Annotated in this window: 15 protein-coding genes and 1 pseudogene; 10 read left to right on the forward strand and 6 right to left on the reverse strand. The window is 44.7% G+C overall.

The genetic code is table 11. From position 1 onward, the window contains the following. Positions 1-25: 25 nt before the first annotated feature. The 4 genes from ggt to DT065_RS15790 all read left to right on the forward strand — a co-directional run bounded on the left by ggt (position 26) and on the right by DT065_RS15790 (position 5,983). Positions 26-2,116 carry a gamma-glutamyltransferase gene (gene ggt / locus DT065_RS15775; RefSeq protein ID WP_160112601.1) on the forward strand — a complete coding sequence of 697 codons (2,091 nt, stop codon included), beginning with the start codon at positions 26-28 and terminating at the stop codon, positions 2,114-2,116. 235 nt (positions 2,117-2,351) lie between these two features. Continuing rightward, positions 2,352-4,679, forward strand: a complete 2,328-nt coding sequence (locus tag DT065_RS19020) for a M28 family peptidase (protein WP_160112602.1) — start codon at positions 2,352-2,354, stop codon at positions 4,677-4,679. A gap of 329 nt (positions 4,680-5,008) precedes the next feature. Then, positions 5,009-5,212: a hypothetical protein gene (locus DT065_RS15785; RefSeq protein ID WP_114375018.1), complete on the forward strand. Its 204-nt coding sequence runs from the start codon at positions 5,009-5,011 to the stop codon at positions 5,210-5,212. Positions 5,213-5,299: 87 nt separating this feature from the next. Further along, positions 5,300-5,983 carry a hypothetical protein gene (locus DT065_RS15790; RefSeq protein WP_114375020.1) on the forward strand — a complete coding sequence of 228 codons (684 nt, stop codon included), beginning with the start codon at positions 5,300-5,302 and terminating at the stop codon, positions 5,981-5,983. 292 nt (positions 5,984-6,275) lie between these two features. Here the strand turns inward: DT065_RS15790 and DT065_RS19955 are convergent. Next, positions 6,276-6,410: pseudogene (locus DT065_RS19955) on the reverse strand (hypothetical protein); the annotation flags it as partial. A 70-nt stretch (positions 6,411-6,480) separates the two neighbouring features. On the opposite strand from DT065_RS19955, the gene DT065_RS15800 reads away from it, so the two are divergent. Then, positions 6,481-6,663, forward strand: a complete 183-nt coding sequence (locus DT065_RS15800) for an SE1832 family protein (protein ID WP_114375022.1) — start codon at positions 6,481-6,483, stop codon at positions 6,661-6,663. Positions 6,664-6,737: 74 nt separating this feature from the next. Beyond that, on the forward strand, positions 6,738-8,006 hold the full coding sequence (locus DT065_RS15805; protein WP_114375024.1) for an NCS2 family permease: 1,269 nt from the start codon (positions 6,738-6,740) through the stop codon (positions 8,004-8,006). A gap of 76 nt (positions 8,007-8,082) precedes the next feature. On the opposite strand, the gene DT065_RS15810 is transcribed toward DT065_RS15805, so the two are convergent. After that, the gene (locus tag DT065_RS15810) at positions 8,083-8,958 is read right to left on the reverse strand and encodes a Cof-type HAD-IIB family hydrolase (RefSeq protein WP_160112603.1); all 876 of its coding nucleotides are present in this window, start codon (positions 8,956-8,958) and stop codon (positions 8,083-8,085) included. A 67-nt stretch (positions 8,959-9,025) separates the two neighbouring features. Between DT065_RS15810 and DT065_RS15815 the strand changes: the two genes are divergently transcribed. The 3 genes from DT065_RS15815 to DT065_RS15820 all read left to right on the forward strand — a co-directional run bounded on the left by DT065_RS15815 (position 9,026) and on the right by DT065_RS15820 (position 11,106). Further along, positions 9,026-9,694, forward strand: coding sequence for a TVP38/TMEM64 family protein (locus DT065_RS15815; protein WP_160112604.1), 669 nt, complete (start codon positions 9,026-9,028; stop codon positions 9,692-9,694). Between the two features lie 104 nt (positions 9,695-9,798). Further along, complete coding sequence (locus tag DT065_RS19185) at positions 9,799-9,936, forward strand: hypothetical protein (RefSeq protein WP_193550776.1); 138 nt, start codon at positions 9,799-9,801, stop codon at positions 9,934-9,936. A 237-nt stretch (positions 9,937-10,173) separates the two neighbouring features. After that, a complete protein-coding gene (locus tag DT065_RS15820; RefSeq protein ID WP_114375028.1) occupies positions 10,174-11,106 on the forward strand; it encodes a YkwD family sporulation-associated protein in 933 nt (310 codons plus the stop codon). 319 nt (positions 11,107-11,425) lie between these two features. Here the strand turns inward: DT065_RS15820 and trhA are convergent, their stop codons facing one another. Together trhA and DT065_RS15830 are read right to left on the reverse strand one after the other, a co-directional pair. After that, the gene (trhA, locus tag DT065_RS15825) at positions 11,426-12,073 is read right to left on the reverse strand and encodes a PAQR family membrane homeostasis protein TrhA (RefSeq protein WP_114375030.1); all 648 of its coding nucleotides are present in this window, start codon (positions 12,071-12,073) and stop codon (positions 11,426-11,428) included. A gap of 461 nt (positions 12,074-12,534) precedes the next feature. Continuing rightward, the gene (locus DT065_RS15830) at positions 12,535-13,098 is read right to left on the reverse strand and encodes a CBO0543 family protein (RefSeq protein ID WP_114375032.1); all 564 of its coding nucleotides are present in this window, start codon (positions 13,096-13,098) and stop codon (positions 12,535-12,537) included. Between the two features lie 303 nt (positions 13,099-13,401). Here DT065_RS15830 and DT065_RS15835 point away from each other — a divergent pair, with 303 nt between their 5' ends. After that, the gene (locus DT065_RS15835; RefSeq protein ID WP_114375034.1) at positions 13,402-14,280 is read left to right on the forward strand and encodes a DUF8426 domain-containing protein; all 879 of its coding nucleotides are present in this window, start codon (positions 13,402-13,404) and stop codon (positions 14,278-14,280) included. A 197-nt stretch (positions 14,281-14,477) separates the two neighbouring features. Here DT065_RS15835 and DT065_RS15840 read toward each other — a convergent pair whose 3' ends face one another. Then, positions 14,478-15,779 carry a hypothetical protein gene (locus DT065_RS15840; protein ID WP_160112605.1) on the reverse strand — a complete coding sequence of 434 codons (1,302 nt, stop codon included), beginning with the start codon at positions 15,777-15,779 and terminating at the stop codon, positions 14,478-14,480. Then, the gene (locus tag DT065_RS15845; protein WP_114375038.1) at positions 15,763-17,319 is read right to left on the reverse strand and encodes a hypothetical protein; all 1,557 of its coding nucleotides are present in this window, start codon (positions 17,317-17,319) and stop codon (positions 15,763-15,765) included. The genes DT065_RS15840 and DT065_RS15845 overlap by 17 nt, the downstream gene beginning before the upstream one ends. Positions 17,320-17,381: the final 62 nt, after the last annotated feature.

Here is a 17,381-nt window from a genome sequence, read left to right on the forward strand (position 1 = left end):
GATTCCTAGGTTGGAGGGAATGAACATGCAAAAGTTAAAACAGGTAGGCGTCACATCGATTGGAATATTATTAATGTTCACACCATTACAAGTGTTGGCGGATGATCACTCTGAGCAGAAACCGACAGCTGTTGGCGATGGGGGCGCGGTTGCTACGGAACATCCCAAAGCCTCTAAAGCTGCAACAACTATTTTGGAAAATGACGGTAATGCTGTCGATTCGGCAGTGGCCGCTGCAGCGACGCAAGGTGTTACTCGTCCCTTTTCCGGAGGAATTGGCGGAGGAGGGTTCATGCAAGTTTACCTTGAAGAAGAAGACGAATTTGTGGTCATAGACCACGTGATCGAAACGTCTGAAAACTTCGGTCCGACTTCTTTTATCAATCCGGAAACTTCGGATTATTATCCTGCAGAGGTGAGACAAACGAGTGGTATGGCAACTGGGATCCCCGGGGTTATAAAAGGTTGGGAAGAGGCTTTAGAAGAGTATGGAACGATGTCGTTTAGTGAAGTCTTGGAACCAGCCATTCAAGTAGCGGAAGAAGGATTTGCCGCTAATGAAAATTTTATTCGTGAAATAGAAGATAATCTAGAGAAATTTGGATTATTTGAATCTACAAAAGAGGTATACCTCGACGAAGACGGGAATGTCCCCGAACCGGGAACAATTATGGAAAACCCCGATTTGGCAGATACGTATCGATTAATTGGAGAGCATGGAAGTGATGCTTTCTATGAAGGCGAGATTGCCGAAGCCATCATTGATACCATTCACAACCCCCCGGTTGTTGATGACCCTGAGCACGAAATTCTCGCGGGGAATATGTCGATGGATGATTTAAGCAATTACGAAGTGTTGCCTCGTGACCCAGTACACGTCAATTATCGAGGATACGATGTTTATAGTTCAGCGCCATCTTCTAGTGGCGTTACAATTGGTCAAACCTTAAATATTCTGGAAGGGTTTGATCTGGATAATAGTGATCGTACAGAAGGGATGCATTATTTTATAGAAGCATCCAGATATGCATTTGCCGATAGAGATGAGTACCTAGGAGATTCCCGTCATACGGAGATTCCCGTTAATGGCATGCTTTCAAAAGAGTATGCAGAGGAACGACAGCAAAATATTTCAGATGATAGCGCTACCTTAGGTCAAGTGGAACCGGGTGATCCATGGGCTTACAATGATCTGCAGACTTTTGCGGAGGAGGATGAGGATTTAGTGGAAGCGGATCCATCCTCGGAGACCATTCATTTGTCTGTTAGTGATCGTGACGGGAATGTCGTCAGTTATACTTCCACGATCAATTTGATGGGTGGAAACGGTATGGTGGTTCCCGGCTATGGATTTCTTTTGAATAATGGCTTTAACTCGAGAACAGCTACCGATAGTCCGGATCATCCCAATTATCCGAGGCCGGGGCTTCGAATGATTACGACGATGTCCCCAACTATCATCATGGATGATAATGACCCAGTGCTTGCAGTTGGTTCTCCCGGTGGTGGTAGGATCATTACAACCAATTTGCAAGTGATCGTTAACCACCTTGACTTCGATATGAGTCTGCCTGAAGCGATTGAAGATCAAAGATTGTCTCAAAGGAACTTGTCTCATGGTGAAACGCAATATGAAGGCATTTACGAAGAAGAATATGGAACACTTTTCGATGAACTGGAGGAAATGGGACATGGGTTTTATCCGGACGATGCTGTTCAAGGTATCAGTGCGGTGGCAGGGTTGGAATTTATGTCAGATGGTGAAGTGCGTGCAGCTGCCGAACCGGAAAGAAGAGGCGGCGGAAGTGCCATGGCCCTTGATGTTGAAGACATAGAGGACCCTGACCCAACAACCGTATCTTCGATCATTGCTCTTGTTGAGCATTTTGAGAAAGAGGGAGCATTCGCCAATGAGGAAGCGTCTCATTCCTTAATCACTCATCTAAATGCAGTCAGCCACTATGAAAATCAAGAAGATGCCGAGAAAGTCGTCGAACATATGGAAGGTGGATGTAAGGATCTGCTTAATCATCAGCACGACAATGATTTAATTTCTGATGAAGCGTATGAAACGCTTATTGACCTGACTGATGATTTAATTGAGAAATGGCAATAGAAAAAAACTGATGAGAGAGATTTCACTATGTGAAGCATTGGACATGACATGGATACGGGTCTCTACAGAAGTGTATGAAAATCTTCAAATCCAAGTTAGAGCTTAGTGGAGGCCTAAGATTAGATGAAAGGTTTCTGTATCCATGCTCATCGAGGGAGGTGATGCCTTATGCCGGAGAAATAGTTCGCTCTTTATCTAAGAAAATATGAAAATTATTAAGGAGGAGAAGATTGGTATGAAGAGCGTATATCGTAAATCGACATCGATCCCCTTATTTTTCTCACTGTTGCTTATTGTAAGCCCAATGGGAGGCGTTTCGGCGCAAGAAGAAGAGAACGAGGAACCTCCGACGACCGGATTCGAAGACAGCGACGGTGAAGAATGGACGAGCCATGAAGATGAATTGGCGTTTCTGGAAGAAGTGGCAGAGCAATCGGACCGCATGACGTATTCCGAGATCGGAACGTCCGTGGAAGATCGGCCTCTGCACTTAGTACGAGTGGGAGATCCAGCACCGCCAGCGGATGAAGACATTGCCGAAGATCGCAACATGCTGGTTATCGGTTCTCAACACGGGAATGAGCCGGCCGGTCGGGAAATGGCGTTGCAGATGCTCCGGGATTTGGCGTTTACCGATGCTCAAGAATTGGAAGAGCAGTTGAATGATGCAACGATCATGTTTATCCCGACGGCAAACCCGGATGGCAGAGAGGCTGATACACGTGCCAACGCAAATGATGTGGATATCAATCGTGATCACCTCAGCCTTGAAGAACCTGAGGGACAAATCATCGGAGACGTTTTAGATGAGTTTTCTCCCGATATCACGATCGATGCCCATGAAAGACCTACGGCCACCGGTGACCCTGATATGGAAATGTTGTGGCCGCGCAATTTGAACGTGGACGAGAATCTCCGTGACTTAAACCAGGAGATGGTGGAAGAATACTTGTTTCCTGATGTGGAAGATGCAGGTTTCTCCACTGGTTTGTACGGTACCCCGGGTGGAGCCGGCGGAGGCGATGAGCGGATTTCACGAAACGTTTTAGGTCTTCGGCATGGATTGGGTTTGCTGACTGAAACCGCCGGGGATCAAGATCCACAATATCGGGTTGATGCCCAGGTGGAAACGGTGGAATCCGTGTTGAATTTCTACAGCGAGCGGATGGATGCCATCGCCACTGAAGTAGACGAAGCCCCTGATCGCAAAGCGGCCGCGGGTGAAGAACAATCCGAGCCGTTCTATCTGAATGGGGCGGACAACTGGGAGCCGACCGAAATGTTAGATCCGCACGCATGTGGCTATTTGCTTCATGATTCACAGGCTGAAGAAATTGAGCGGCATATCGACGCCTTTTCACTGGAAACGGAAGAGATAGGTGAACACGGGGTTTTTGCTACCATGGGTCAGTCGATGATGACTGTTATCCCCTTGTTGATGGATGGCGAAGCGACTTACAACGAAGTGAGCGCCATGCCGTTGGAAAATTGTGAAGACCCGAGCGTCACGGCTTCCGGCTTACAAACGCTCGTAGGACAGTTTGAGGAAGATGGCGAGTTCGAAGGCGATGATGCGCCTCATTCATTGGATATCCATTTAGAAGCCGTAAACCATTATGAAAACCAGGAAGAAACGGAAAAAGTCGTTGAACATATGGGCGGTTTTCATGATCTTTTGGATCATCAGTTGGACAACGAATTGATTTCTGAAGAGGCTTTTGAAATTCTGAGCACGTTTGCTGATGATCTGATCGCAAACTATGAAACAACGTTTGATGCTACCAGCGCCATGGACCATGTCGAGCATTTAAGTGTGGACATCGGCCCACGGGTGGCCGGCAGTGACGAAGAGGTAGAGGCTGCCGATTATATCTACGATGAATTTGAAAGTCTCGGCTATGAAACGTCTACCCATGAATTTGAGATTCAGGACGGTGACGAGTCACAAAATGTGATCGCGGTGAAAGAAGCGGAAGACGTGGAAGATCCGGAGATCGTTTACCTCACCGCGCACTATGATACTGTTCCCGATTCACCGGGAGCAAATGATAACGCTTCCGGGACGGGGAGCTTGCTGGAACAAGCCCGCGTGATGCAAGATATGCCAACGGATAAAGAGATTCGTTTTGTCGCTTTCGGTGCTGAAGAGATTGGTTTGGTTGGTGCGTTTGAATATGTCGACCAGTTGTCCGAGGAAGAGATTGAGCGCAGTGAAGCTGCTTTTAACATGGATATGGTCGGAACAACCTGGGAACCGGCCACGCAACTATACGTAAATGTTGTAGACGGACAACCGAACACAGTTTGGGAGCAGGCAGAAGCAGCTGCTGATCGATTAAACCTTGATGATCCTTTTCTTTTTGAAAGAGGAGCTTCCGATCATGAAGCTTTTTATGAGGCAGGGGTCGATGCCGCCAACTTTATCTGGAGAGAACCCGGAACGCATGAGTTAGAACCTTGGTACCACACGCCGGAAGATACCATAGATCGTGTGGATCCGGATAAGGTTCAACATGTCGGTGACCTGATTAATAAAGCGGTCTCTGGACTAGTGATCGAATAAGCTTCATCGTTAAGCGCTAATCATAACCCTCTGTGAAAACTGGGAAATGTCACAGAGGGTTTTTGATTTAGGGTTGCATTAGGCTGTCGTTGATGCACAAACGTACTATAAGGACATACCCATGACACCTCTGTTTAGGATAATATTGCCTGTTCTCTCCGCAGAGACTGATATGATTACTGATATTGGTTAGCCCCGACTTGAACTACGTCTAATCCGAATCCACGCTCACTATTTTCGTTAAATTACACTATTAAGTTGATTTTTTTCCGCTCTATCGCTTAAGCTCCATGTAGCATATGGTCTATACAAGGGAAGAGGGATCGTCGATGACAAAAACAAAATACACACTGATTTTGTTGGGGATTTTTAACCTGATTCTCTTCATCGTTCATTTGACAGACTTTTCTTTCCTTTTTTTGAAACCTACAGGTTCCATCATTCCTATTGTGATCAATATGATCGTTCTGGCGGCCATTGGTTTCCGAACTTCCCGCATTCGTCACGTGGGTTTTTACAGGCTTATTCCTTAGTATGCCAATATTGCTGGTACATAGATTTATGGTTTTGATGTCGGATAATAGCTATACGACGAACCGGAAAATAAAAGGATGGTTATAATGATGAAACAAAATGTTAAAAAATTATTGATCGGCTTGTGCATTGTCATACTTATCGGTTTCAGCTATAACCAATATAAAGAACGGGAAATGTATGAAGCAAGTATTTCGAGTGAACTGAAGAGCGACTTTCACAGTTTGGTTACTGCTATGGCCCACAATCAAACTTATTATGAGGAAATACTGGAGACGGACCGGATCACGAAGCGCCATGCTCATTTGCTAGCACTTCGAACATACAACGGAGACATCTCGCGGATAAAAGATGAGTATGAGCGTTTGGCCGTCGAATTCGAACGTTTAGAGCCAAGGACAATTGAAAACGATACATCCGTAAATGCCATAGAGATTGGCAGTTATTTTAGCGAATTAGCTGATTATCAAAGATTTGAACCAGAAGAGATGGATGACGTGCTTCTTGAACTTGACGCTGATGAAAGGGAGAAAATAGAGCATGTAAAAGCCTTAAACTCAGTATGGCTCGAAGCTGCAGAAAGAAATGTTGAAGGTGTGACGGTGAGGAACGGTAAAGTCAACTTCGACGCACGTACATATGAAAATTATTATGGAGAGGATAGCCTTTCAAATGATTTTTGGGTGGATATGTTCGTTGAATTAGATGAAGAAACACTTAAATTTTTGAGACAACGTAATTTATCCAGCATCGGAGAACGATTGGAGTGAGATTCAATCATAGTGGGATGTGCTGTCGGCGAGGCCCACTATCAATTATAAAAGCAGGTATCCGAAGACCGATCTTGAGGACTCAGATGGATCCTGTGCATCGCATAGAGTCCGCTAAAACCATTCCTGAGGACTCCGATGGATCCCGCATAACACAAAGAGTCCTCAAAACCCAATCTCAAGAGCAAATCTGATACGCAATTAGCTCCCGTCCATTTTTTCATTTCAGATTAAAAAAATACTTCAATCGTCAAATTTTAACTTATATTTAGATTTTTGTAAAATATTTCGGCTATTTAAAAGGCCAAATCTCTTCAGTATCGTTTTTCTTGTTACCGACTCTGGTTAGTGGCACAACTGCAATGTTCCCGCTAGTTTTATTGTTTGCATCAGTAGATACGACAACGGATGGTCTTAGGCCAGATTTTTCGTCATTTGCCCTTCTTACCCGAAGATGTTAAGTTAGAGGCAAAGTGACAACGAAGGAGCTCCTTATCATGACAGTGAAAGAACTGGAAGATGAGTTAAATCTATTAAAATCGGATTACGTTCGTATTCAAGGTGACGTAGATAAATTGGAGTCCGTTGGCGGGAACGTTCGGCCGGCGACACGGCAACTCCGTCATTTGGAGGATGAGATCAGTCGTGTTCGTCAACAGCTAAAAGAATCAAAGCAATAACTAAGGCTTATGGGTTCCCTTTTAATGAAGGGAGCTCGTATTTTTTTGTGGACTGAAGACTGGAGAGAACGCTGATGTTGCAGAAGCTATTCCAACTACAAGAACATGATACAACGATCAAACAAGAATTGGTTGCCGGTATAACGATCTTTTTTGCGGCCGCGCACATCATTATCGTTAATCCGACGATTTTAGCTGACAGCGGCATTCCCTTTCAATATGCGATGATCGCGACGGTGCTTGTGACTTTTATTGGCAGCTTGCTAATGGGCCTATATGCGAATGTCCCTCTCGCGCTCGCGCCGGGGATGGGGATTAACGCATTTTTTGTCTATACGCTCGTCCAAGGGTATGACTTAAGCTGGCAAATGGGCCTTGCCGTTGTGATTGTATCGGGATTGCTCCTCATGGTTGCCACGTTTACGCCGCTAGCAGCCAAGTTGTCCGATGCTGTGCCGGCATCGCTAAAATACAGCATTAGTGCGGGGATCGGTTTGCTACTTGTGATGATTGGCTTGCAGATGGGCGAAGTGATTGTAGGCGACCCTGAAACATTGATCAGCCTCGCCCCGCTTGACTCCCCATCCCTGGCCTTTACACTGTTCGGTTTATTGCTTATTTTAATTCTTTATGTAAAAAAAATAAGAGGCGCTTTCGTGATCGGCCTTTTGTTAACAACAGCGGTCCTTTATTTAACGGGATTCGGCGGGGAACCTGAGAGTGAACCGCTCGATTTGGGCGGCTACCTTGGGATTTTTACCGCAGCAGATTTTAATGGGCTACTGCACGCTCCTTTTTGGATGGCTGTTTTTTCATTAACGTTGCTCGTTCTTTTTGACACTTTGGGGCTTGTGCACGGACTTGTGCCCTACAATAAAGATGTCAATAAAGTGTATCAAGCGAGCGCGATCAACGCCGGGATCAGCGGCTTTTTCGGCACCTCGCCAACGGTGCTCGTCGTCGAGAGCGCGGCAGGGACGGCCGAAGGGGGAAAAACAGGATTAACCGCTGTGACCGCCGGTTTTCTTTTCTTGTCAAGCTTCGCGGTGATGCCGTATATTTCCGCAATTCCGGAGGCGGCGATCGCGCCGATTTTAATGATCGTCGGCATGTCCATGGCGGAGAAATTGCGCGATATCCCGGGAGATTTTACCGAATGGTTCCCTGCCGGTTTAACGGCGATTCTCATTCCACTCACGTACTCGATTATTGATGGGCTAGCCGCAGGATTCATACTGTATCCGTTGTTGAAATGGGCGACAGGCCGGCGGAGCGAAGTACACCCGTATCAATATGTGATCGCGTTGTTGTTTATCTGTAATTATGCCCTATTGATTATATAGGAAAAAAACATCCGTTCACGAGGACGGATGAAAGGTTATGTTTTGTTCGTCAATCGCATAGACCAATAGACGAGCATTATTGCCGAATCCCTAAAATGTGTGTTTCTATCGCTTTTGCCACGCCATCTGTGTCATTGTCGGCGGTTTCCGTATCGGCGTATTGTTTTACGTCCCCTTCCGCGTTGCCCATCGCGATGCTAAAACCGGCCGTTTCGAACATGGATAAATCATTGTAATTATCGCCAATCGCGATCGTGTTTTCGGGAGTGAAGCCAAGCTGTTTTGCCATCATTGTCAATCCGCTGCCTTTCTCGGCATCCACAGGCATGAGTTCAATGTTGTCCCTCCCCGAAGATGTAAGCGCGATGCTCGGATTGGCTTCCCAAGCGGTGCGAATGGTTTGTAATTTTTGCGGGAACAGGGATAGAACGAGAAATTTATAAGCGGTAAAATCATAACTCGGGATATCCTCGGGAGCCGGAAGCATTTTAACCCCCATGTTATTGAGCTGACGATCGGCCTGATCGCGTATGATGGCCGCCATTTTCCCGCCGTCGTCTTTTTCGCGGGCATACTCGTTGAGGTCATCCAAAAAGAACTGATAGGCGTCGGCCGTCGTATAAAGCCCTTCAGACGTTGCAAGATGAAAATAAAAATGCCGTTCGTGCAGCCAGGAAGCAATATCGGTGGCGACATGAAGGCCGAGGTGTTTTTCCGCTAAAAGATGGCCGTTGTGATCGGCGATCGTTGCACCGTTTGCGCAAATGTAACCATCAGCCGGAATGCCGGCGGTTGTGACGATGTTTTTTGCATCTTGCATGGTACGGCCGGTCGCTATGATGAAGGCGTGCCCCTCACGCTGCAGGCGCTGAATCGCGGAAATCGTGTAGTCACTGATTTCTTTTTCTGTATGTAGTAATGTCCCATCCATGTCGATCGCTACTAACTTCATCGTTTCACCCACTTTACCTGAGGATACCCTTATCATTCTACAACAGTCCGGGTCGGGAGAAAAGCAAATGTCATTGAAGGTGATGAATGTGGGCACGGGAAAAATAAAAGGGATTCTCGTTGGTGTTGCTGTGATTATCGTCATTTATTTGGCCTCGCAAGTCGGCGATGTCTGGAGCCCGACACGTCTTCGTGATTACATCGAAGGGTTTGGGATTTTTGCACCGTTATTGTTCCTTCTTCTCAGCGGATTGCGACCAATCTTTTTTGTCCCCGCTTCCATTGTCGGTTTTACCGGCGGGCTGCTTTTTGGTCTATGGGGCGGAGCGGTCCTCGCCATCATCGGTTCATTGCTTGCTGCTGCTCTAGGATATATAATGGCCCAATATCTTGGGGGCCGTTGGGTTGAAAAAAAGATGGAGGGTGGGCGGTTGCTCGTTTTTAAAAACCAGCTGTTGCGCTACGGGTTTTATTACGTGTTATTTTTAAGGCTCATCCCGATGCTCAGCTTTGATCTGATCAGTTATGTTTGCGGATTCGCGCAAACGCCTTTTCTTAAATATATCATGGCGACAGCCATCGGCGTTTTGCCGGGAACGATGATTTTCACCTTGATGGGCACAAGTGTAGCCGCCGGGGACACGGAAATGTTGCTTCTCATTCTCGGGATTGTGTTTCTTTTGCTTGTTGCCGGGTTGATCTATTACTTTGTCAAAAAACGTTCCGGTAATATATAAAAAAATCGTACTATTGTAAAAAAGTCTCGAAAAGCGGGTCGGGACGCATACCTTTTTGCTAAACTGGATATAGATTATTGAGTTCCAAAAAGGAGGAAATCAACATGAACAAGAAATGGTTGTATTCTTTGCTTTCCGGTGTATTCGCGGTAGGAATGCTCGCTGCTTGCAACGGGGATATGGAAGAGGACCCGGGCATGCCTGAGGAAGGCGACATGGGTGAAGAAGAAGGCGATCTGTAAAACACGATAGATGAGCACTGGCTTATGAAAGCCGGTGCTCAATTTTTTTAACACGATTGAGATGTTTTTTTATAGAAACGTAGTCTTGTTTTCGTCGTCTTGAAATCTTTGAAACACTCCTGTAAAAATCTTTCGCAAACTTTCTATTGGTGCCAACATTTGGACCATGGTATAATCTTCCCTCCCCTTTTCATGGGCGATGAGCCTTGCCATAATGCGTATAGGAGGTGCTTATACATGCAAAAATATCTATTAGCATTATCAGCTTTTTTGCTCGTTCCGGCGGGAGCGATGGCAGAGGAAGAGGATGTCAGATACATAGAGGGAGATGAGCATAGATCAGTAACCGTTGCCGGATACGCTGGAGGAAGCGTGAACGTTAACGTCTCGGGCGGTGATTGGGATGCGGTCACGCATACGACGGCGGAAGACAAGTTCCGTTACATTTGCGATGAGCTCAATATCGAGGTGCCGGAAGACGTAGATAAGGATCAGGCGGATCAAGAAAAACCGGAAGATGATCCTGCTGAAGAGAAGGAGAAAGAAGAAGGCAAACCGGAAGAAGAATCGACGGAAGAAGAACGACCGGAGCAAGAGCAGCCGGAAGAGGAGCTGGCTGACGAAGAGCAACCGGAGCAAGAGCAACCGGAAGAAAACAATGACGGCAGCAATGGAAACGAAGGCTCCAATGAAGAAGAAGGAAATGGCCAGCAACAAGAACCGGGCGAAGGTCAAGTCGATGAGCAAGACAATGAACAAAATAATGATCAAAACTTCGAAACGGAAAGTGAATTCGAGCAAGAAGTGATTCGCTTGACGAATGAAGAAAGAGAAGCGCAAGGCCTAGAGCCGCTAGAAGGCGACAGCGAGGTTTCTGATGTAGCACGTGTGAAATCCGAAGACATGCGCGACAGCAATTATTTCTCCCACGATAGCCCGAATTATGGCTCACCATTTGATATGATGGATCAATTCGGCATTGATTATATGGGTGCAGGTGAAAATATTGCCGCCGGGCAACAAACGCCTGAACAAGTCGTTGAAGGCTGGATGAACTCAGACGGACACCGCGCCAACATTCTTAACGAAGACTTTACACACATCGGTGTCGGCCATGCTGAAGGCGGTAGCCACGGCCATTATTGGACACAAATGTTCATAACCGAATAGGGAAAAATACAGTGCAGCAGGTGGCCAATGAGTGGTCGCCTGTTGTTTTTTATAAAAGAGCGTCTAGGGTTCGGATCTAGCGCCATTTCTTTAGATGAGCCGTTTTTATATCGCAAGGAGGCGTCTTACGGTTTAATTTCAGCGAATGCTCTGATTTTATATCGTAAGGAAACGTCTTGCGGTCTAATTTCAGCAAATGCACTGTTTTTAGATTGCATAAAGCTGTGTTGCTGGAACTGCTAAACTAAAGTGACCATTTCCGCTAAATAAAAATGAACACTTTCGAAATTTTTCTACCCCGATCTTGTCCTCGAAGGGATCAAAGGGGAATAACATAAAAAAGGATCGCGAAAAAGTGGGCAGCTGACCCGGCAATTACAAATAGGTGCCAGATGGCGTGATGATAAGGGAAACGAGCCCACAGATATAAAAATGCGCCTGTCGTGTAGAAAACACCCCCAATGATGAGTAACACCAATCCTTCGGTTGGAACTACAGCAGCAAGGGGTCTCCACGCAATAACAATAATCCAGCCCATCACAATATAAAGGAGCGTTGACAACACTCGAAAGCTTTTAACAAAAAAAACTTTAAATACAATACCTGTGATTGCAAGTCCCCATATTATGCCAAACAACGCCCAACTTATGGCCCCTTCCAGTGCATGGAGAAGGATAGGGGTATACGTTCCGGCAATAAACAAGTAGATCGAGGAATGATCGAGTATTTCAAATAGGTTTTTTGCTTTCCCTTTCGGAAGACTATGCACGAGCGTAGAGCATACATAGAGCAATAACATCGTGGCGCCGAAAATGGAAACACTGACGATGTGTAAAGGGGTGCCGATGTGTGTCGCGTATACAATTAACAGCACAAGTGCAGCGATGCTTAAGAGACTTCCGATCCCATGGGTGACCGCGTTTGCTATCTCTTCTTTTTTAGTGAAAATATGGGAATGATCAAGCAAAGTAAGCCCCCTTTCTTTCTAAATTATAACAAAAGCTAAGGGTTTATTGCGAAAAGGCGGCAGCGGCGAGAGTGGATTGATACAGCCGATGCAACTTTGCGAAACAGGACCCGTCCTCAGCCATGGTGGATTCACGGGTGGTAATACGTTCGCTAAAAAGCGTTCGGGTAACGCCATACGGACAAATAGCGTGTGAGAATCGGGATAATAGTCCGCAAGAGGCATTCATACGGACAATTCGAGTGTGCGAACCGGAAGAAAAGTCCGTAAGAGGCATTCATACGGTCAAACTAAGCGTTCGATCCTCGATAAATGTCCGTAAGAAGCTTTTTAGTGTGTAGTCGGGAGGAGCTTATTATATAGAAACGACCGACATTCGGCAAAATACGGGAGTTGAGTGTGCTAACGTTATCGCTCATGCCTCTAACAGGTTTCCGATTTTTATATAACAGATAGTCGTGTTACGCGTTTTTCTTCAGCCAAATAAATATGTTTGTAAAGATCATAGAGATAATAAACAGCAGATAATAAAAAACAAACAGATGGAAAAGGTTGATCCCATAAAATGGACGGAAAAAATCCATTGCCATCAAAATAGGTCCGAACACAAATCCAAGAATCGCTGATAGCAATAGGCCATAAAGATAAACATTTTTATTATTTTTCAACGTCCATTGGTAGAGCAACATAAACAGGACCGGAACGAAGGAAGCATCCACCCCAAAACTGGGTAGGAATGGGACAAATTGATAAGGATAATCCCATAAGCCGAATTCGATCATGATCCGATCTGCATACAGGAACCATGCGTGATAATTAAATCCAAAAAACCCAAGTAAAAAGGCTTTACTGCGGTCGATTGCAAAAAACAGCACCACCAAAGGAATAACAATAATGCCAACTTCAAACCAAAACTGCCATGTGCCCGGATGTGAGAAGGACTGCCAATAGTCCATTTGCATTTGAGTTAATTGTTGATTGGCGGACCGTAAGATCTCTAATTGTTGTTGTTGATCTTCCTGCATCGTTATCGTTTTCCCCCGAATGGCAAAGATTAGTTTTATTTTCTTCATTTTTGCAGGAAATATGCGGAAAAGATGCTTTTTGGTATACTCAAGGAAAGATCATGGTGATTTCTTCGCCTCGGGACTGCTTCATCTTCTGAGATGGAGGTAGGGTAAAAATCAACCGATGTTGAAAAAAATACAACAGTGTCAGCACAAGTACAATGAAGACAACTGCGATAATGATCTTGTTTTAAAGATTCGTTTATACACCGATATGAATAGTACCACGGCCTGAAAAACGGATCCCTGGAGGATGGTACTATGACAACCATTTGGCGTATGCATATCAAACCGGAAACGAATGGTGGCTACACGAGAAAAGACGCTTGGGAGTATTGCTTGCAGCATGGGGTTATCGGCATTGGTTACGGCATGGATAAAGACATCGGCGAACCCTTGCCGAGCGAGGAATATATACCGTTTGCCGAAGAAATGTATCATGATTTTCCAGGCTGGAAAAATTCGATGAATGCTTTTGTGAAACAAATGAAAAAAGATGATTTAGTCTGGCTAGAATTTGCCGGCCGCTATTATCTGGCAAAGATTACAGGAGATGCCCAGTACAATTCGAACGTACCGGAACTTGATCTTTTTCATACAAGAGCTTGTGAGATCAAGGAAATAGGCGGATTGGATGTGGTGCCCGGAGGCATACAGACACGATTTATTCGAGGAAGAACAATTCATCGTGTGCATAGCTCAATCCTTTATGATTACTCAATTGCTGTCTATCATGGAACGCCGCATCAAGTCGAGATCCAAGATATTCTTGCTTACTTAAGTGCTTATGACCTGGAAGATTTGGTTGGCCTTTATTTGCAGTATAAACTCGATTACAAAATAATTCCGAGCACTTGCAAACCGACGACAAAAAGAATTGAATATACACTTGTCCGCAAGGGAAATCAAGGACAGATAGAAACCGCCGCCGTTCAAGTGAAAAAAGGAGATGTGCACTTAAAAGCCAGCGAATACATTGATCTCCCATATGATGTCATTTACTTATTTGCCGAAAATGAAAACTACGAAAAAAATGAAACAGACGAAAGGGTAAAGTTTATTTCAAAAAGTGATGTAATAAATTTTGTTAAGGAATACAAGTCTTTCTTGCCATCAAAATTAATTCATTGGCTTGGGTGAATCCGGAGATAAATATGCACTCCCAAAGGAAATAATTCGGTACGGACATTCATCAAAAAAGGTCAACCAATATTACATAGATAACATGTAGTACTGATTAACCATTCGTTATACGAAGTAGCTAATCCTAGATACGTAATACAGTTCTATTGTAGACCGAAGGTGTTGGCAGCATCTTCGGTCTTTTTAGCTGCAATTCACCTCATTCTCATCTTTTTAAGCTTCTCTAATAATTCCTTTAGAGACTGGTGAGTTGCTTTGATTTGTGTTTGATACTTGGATGGGTGGATAGCGGCTTGTGTTATTTTGGATAATGTCGCCTGATAAGCTTCGTCATAAGGCATTGTATCCACCTCATTCTTAAGTTGAATGAGTTCGCGTTTCTTATTTTCCAGGTGGCGACAGTTGTCATCGTGTTTCTCTTGGAATGTGTTTACCATTTCTGTGGGTGCATGGTTGTTCAATAGCTTCTCTTCGGTTTCTATCCATTGCTGATGTCTTCGTTGGATTTTTGGATCGATTTCATCAATGGCGATGTCTATCCATTTTGTCAGGTCTTTGCGGAAACGTGAATATTCTCTGTTTGCCCAGCCTTTTTTAACCCATCCAGATAGTTTGCCGCCTTGGGCGACACCGACGAAAGCACCGGCTGCGGATAGAACGACGACACCGGCGGGACCGAAAAGCATCGCGCCGGCGGTCGAACCGACATATTGCCCCACATAAGCGCCGGCGCTTCGACTTGCCGTATCTGTAGCAATATTCATGACTGTATGTTGGACATCACTATCATTTTTAAAATAATGATGAACATTAACTGCTGTACTGACGAGTGCTGAAAATAGCGGGACGTTGAAATTCGTGAGTTCTTGGCCCAAGTATAAATTGTGCTCGGTCATGGATACAACTTCCTCATGGTGAATGTTGTCAGCAATATAGACGTTTGGATGACCTGCGAGCGTGTCGGCAAGATCCGCATTTACATACACAGGGATGTCCGGATACGTGTTTAAATGTTCATAAACGCCAGCCGGTTCGCTCAAGTTTTTCACTTGGAATTTTTCACCGTCCACCAGCAGGTCCCACCCAGGTTCGTTCGACGCTTCCGGGAATTGGACTTCGTGCCCTTTAGCGGTCAACTCCATTGCCAATAGTTTTTCCGCCACATAGCCTTGCATTTGCGAGATGTCTCCGGTGGCGTTCAAATCAATCGTCTGCGCGAATTGTGAAAAGGCAAAGATGGAATCGAGCTCTTCTGACCGTGCAAAATCAATGCCTTCCACGACGTTCGGATCAATTTGTATATAATTGAAAAGAAAATCGCCAGTGCTTAAGCCTGTGATTCCAAACGTCGCATTTCGTTCCTGGTTGTTTCCGAAAAACATGTTCGTCAGGCATTCCGATTTTGGAGGGGGAGGCTCTATTGGCTGAGAGAGGGCATCGCGATAACGACGCTGCCTCCAATGCTCGTAGAACTTAGTGTTACGAATAAAGGACACGAAGATCACCCCCTTCATAAACGGAGTGTTCAATTCCCGGGTATTCTTTTTTCAGGCTCGTTAATTCGGTATCTAAAAAATTCCTTTTGTCTGTCAGTTCCTTTAGCATCTTTTGCAACTTTTCATTCTGTTGATCGATCGATGCGAGTTCTCGATTGTATTTGTGTAGTTCTTCTTCCTTGGATACGATCGTTTCTCGCTCTTTTTCATATAGCGGAAGATCATAAGAGATAATCTTTCGAACTATATCGTTTAACATCTGATCTTTTTCTGACTCTTTGTCTCTTAACGATGCTAATTTTTTGCTGTTTTCAAATGCAGCTCTTACCTTTACAAAAAATCCGTTCCCCACTATTTCCTTTCTGGAAAGCTTTTGAATTTCTTTGTCAACCTCGTAAATAATATGGATATTCACGAGCAACGACTCATACTTCTCTAGCATCCTTAGATCTCGGTAGCGTAAATCTTGCTTAATATCAAACTGGATTGTTTCTATCACTACTATAGCTTGATTAATCGTCTGCTCAAGCGCAAATTTGTCTTGGCGATTGTTAGCAAATTTATTGGATAGTGTTTGTTCCTGATCAATCTGATGATTTTTGCTATGAAGGGTTGTTGCATACATCGCGGAGGTGGCTACCCATCTGTCCCTTATGCTTTCAAACGAACAACCGTCTTCCTCACCGCCGCTAAAGAAAAGTTGCATAACGGAAAGGAATGTCATCATATCAAGTGCTTTCGACCGTTGTTTTTTAAAATAAAAACCTGAAAAAACAATCGCACCGGCGAAAATTATTGGCCCGGTTAATACAGCGATGGAAGATGTCGTAAATGTATAGACGCCAAACGGCACAGTAATCCCAAGCAAGCCTGCGCTGCTTGCCAAGAGAGAAGTGGCGCCCATATAAAAGGAAAAACCCATCGTGTTGACGAGGGCGGTGAATAAAATGACGGTACCGTTCGTCGTCAGCACGTTCGTGATCACTTTTTGGGAGAGGTCATCGACGTTTAATTCCCGTTTCAACTTTTCTTGTTGATATTCCGGCAAATCCGCCATAAATGTTTCAAATGCTTTGGCGAGTGCCTCCCTTTCTTGAGGAGATCCTTCGTTATATTTTTCGCCGATTTCTTCAAATATCTTTCTGAAAAAATCACGGACGACTTCTTCAAAGGTTGTCCCGGAGAACTTTTTGTTCATGCTTCGATAGGATTGCACGGCTTTGTCGAGAATCTTGTCACCAAACTCATGTAATCCTTGTTGCGTATCGATGGAAGCGAGGGATAACTGATATTTTTGCGCATATAAGACCAATATGTTAAAAACGAGTTCATCATTGTCGTCGTGAATACGCCGTACTTCCTGATCAATGAAAGATTGAAAATAATCGAATTTGACTTTCCGTAATAATGTGTCTTTTGTTTCCATAAGTTTTCCGGACATCATCTTTGTCATCGTTGTCTTCGCCATCAGCACATACGCTTGTTTTAAGTTTTGCGCCGAGGCTGTTTGGATCGATTCGATAAAAGCTGCGCCTTGCATTCTTGATCACCTCATTTTAATTGACCTAGTTCTTATATCGGATGTATAATCCTTTTAATTAA

The sequence above is a fragment of the Salicibibacter kimchii genome, assembly GCF_003336365.1.
In the GTDB taxonomy this organism is placed as follows: domain Bacteria; phylum Bacillota; class Bacilli; order Bacillales; family Marinococcaceae; genus Salicibibacter; species Salicibibacter kimchii.

What these genes read in the sequence shown, in the direction of transcription:
- DT065_RS19020 (WP_160112602.1), top strand. Translation starts at nt 2,352, where the DNA reads ATGAAGAGCGTATATCGTAAATCGACATCGATCCCCTTATTTTTCTCA.
- ggt (WP_160112601.1), top strand. Translation starts at nt 26, where the DNA reads ATGCAAAAGTTAAAACAGGTAGGCGTCACATCGATTGGAATATTATTA.
- DT065_RS15810 (WP_160112603.1), bottom strand. Translation starts at nt 8,958, where the DNA reads ATGAAGTTAGTAGCGATCGACATGGATGGGACATTACTACATACAGAA.
- DT065_RS15820 (WP_114375028.1), top strand. Translation starts at nt 10,174, where the DNA reads ATGCAAAAATATCTATTAGCATTATCAGCTTTTTTGCTCGTTCCGGCG.
- DT065_RS15800 (WP_114375022.1), top strand. Translation starts at nt 6,481, where the DNA reads ATGACAGTGAAAGAACTGGAAGATGAGTTAAATCTATTAAAATCGGAT.
- DT065_RS15835 (WP_114375034.1), top strand. Translation starts at nt 13,402, where the DNA reads ATGACAACCATTTGGCGTATGCATATCAAACCGGAAACGAATGGTGGC.
- DT065_RS15790 (WP_114375020.1), top strand. Translation starts at nt 5,300, where the DNA reads ATGATGAAACAAAATGTTAAAAAATTATTGATCGGCTTGTGCATTGTC.
- DT065_RS15785 (WP_114375018.1), top strand. Translation starts at nt 5,009, where the DNA reads ATGACAAAAACAAAATACACACTGATTTTGTTGGGGATTTTTAACCTG.
- DT065_RS19185 (WP_193550776.1), top strand. Translation starts at nt 9,799, where the DNA reads ATGAACAAGAAATGGTTGTATTCTTTGCTTTCCGGTGTATTCGCGGTA.
- DT065_RS15805 (WP_114375024.1), top strand. Translation starts at nt 6,738, where the DNA reads ATGTTGCAGAAGCTATTCCAACTACAAGAACATGATACAACGATCAAA.
- DT065_RS15830 (WP_114375032.1), bottom strand. Translation starts at nt 13,098, where the DNA reads ATGCAGGAAGATCAACAACAACAATTAGAGATCTTACGGTCCGCCAAT.
- DT065_RS15845 (WP_114375038.1), bottom strand. Translation starts at nt 17,319, where the DNA reads ATGCAAGGCGCAGCTTTTATCGAATCGATCCAAACAGCCTCGGCGCAA.
- DT065_RS15815 (WP_160112604.1), top strand. Translation starts at nt 9,026, where the DNA reads ATGTCATTGAAGGTGATGAATGTGGGCACGGGAAAAATAAAAGGGATT.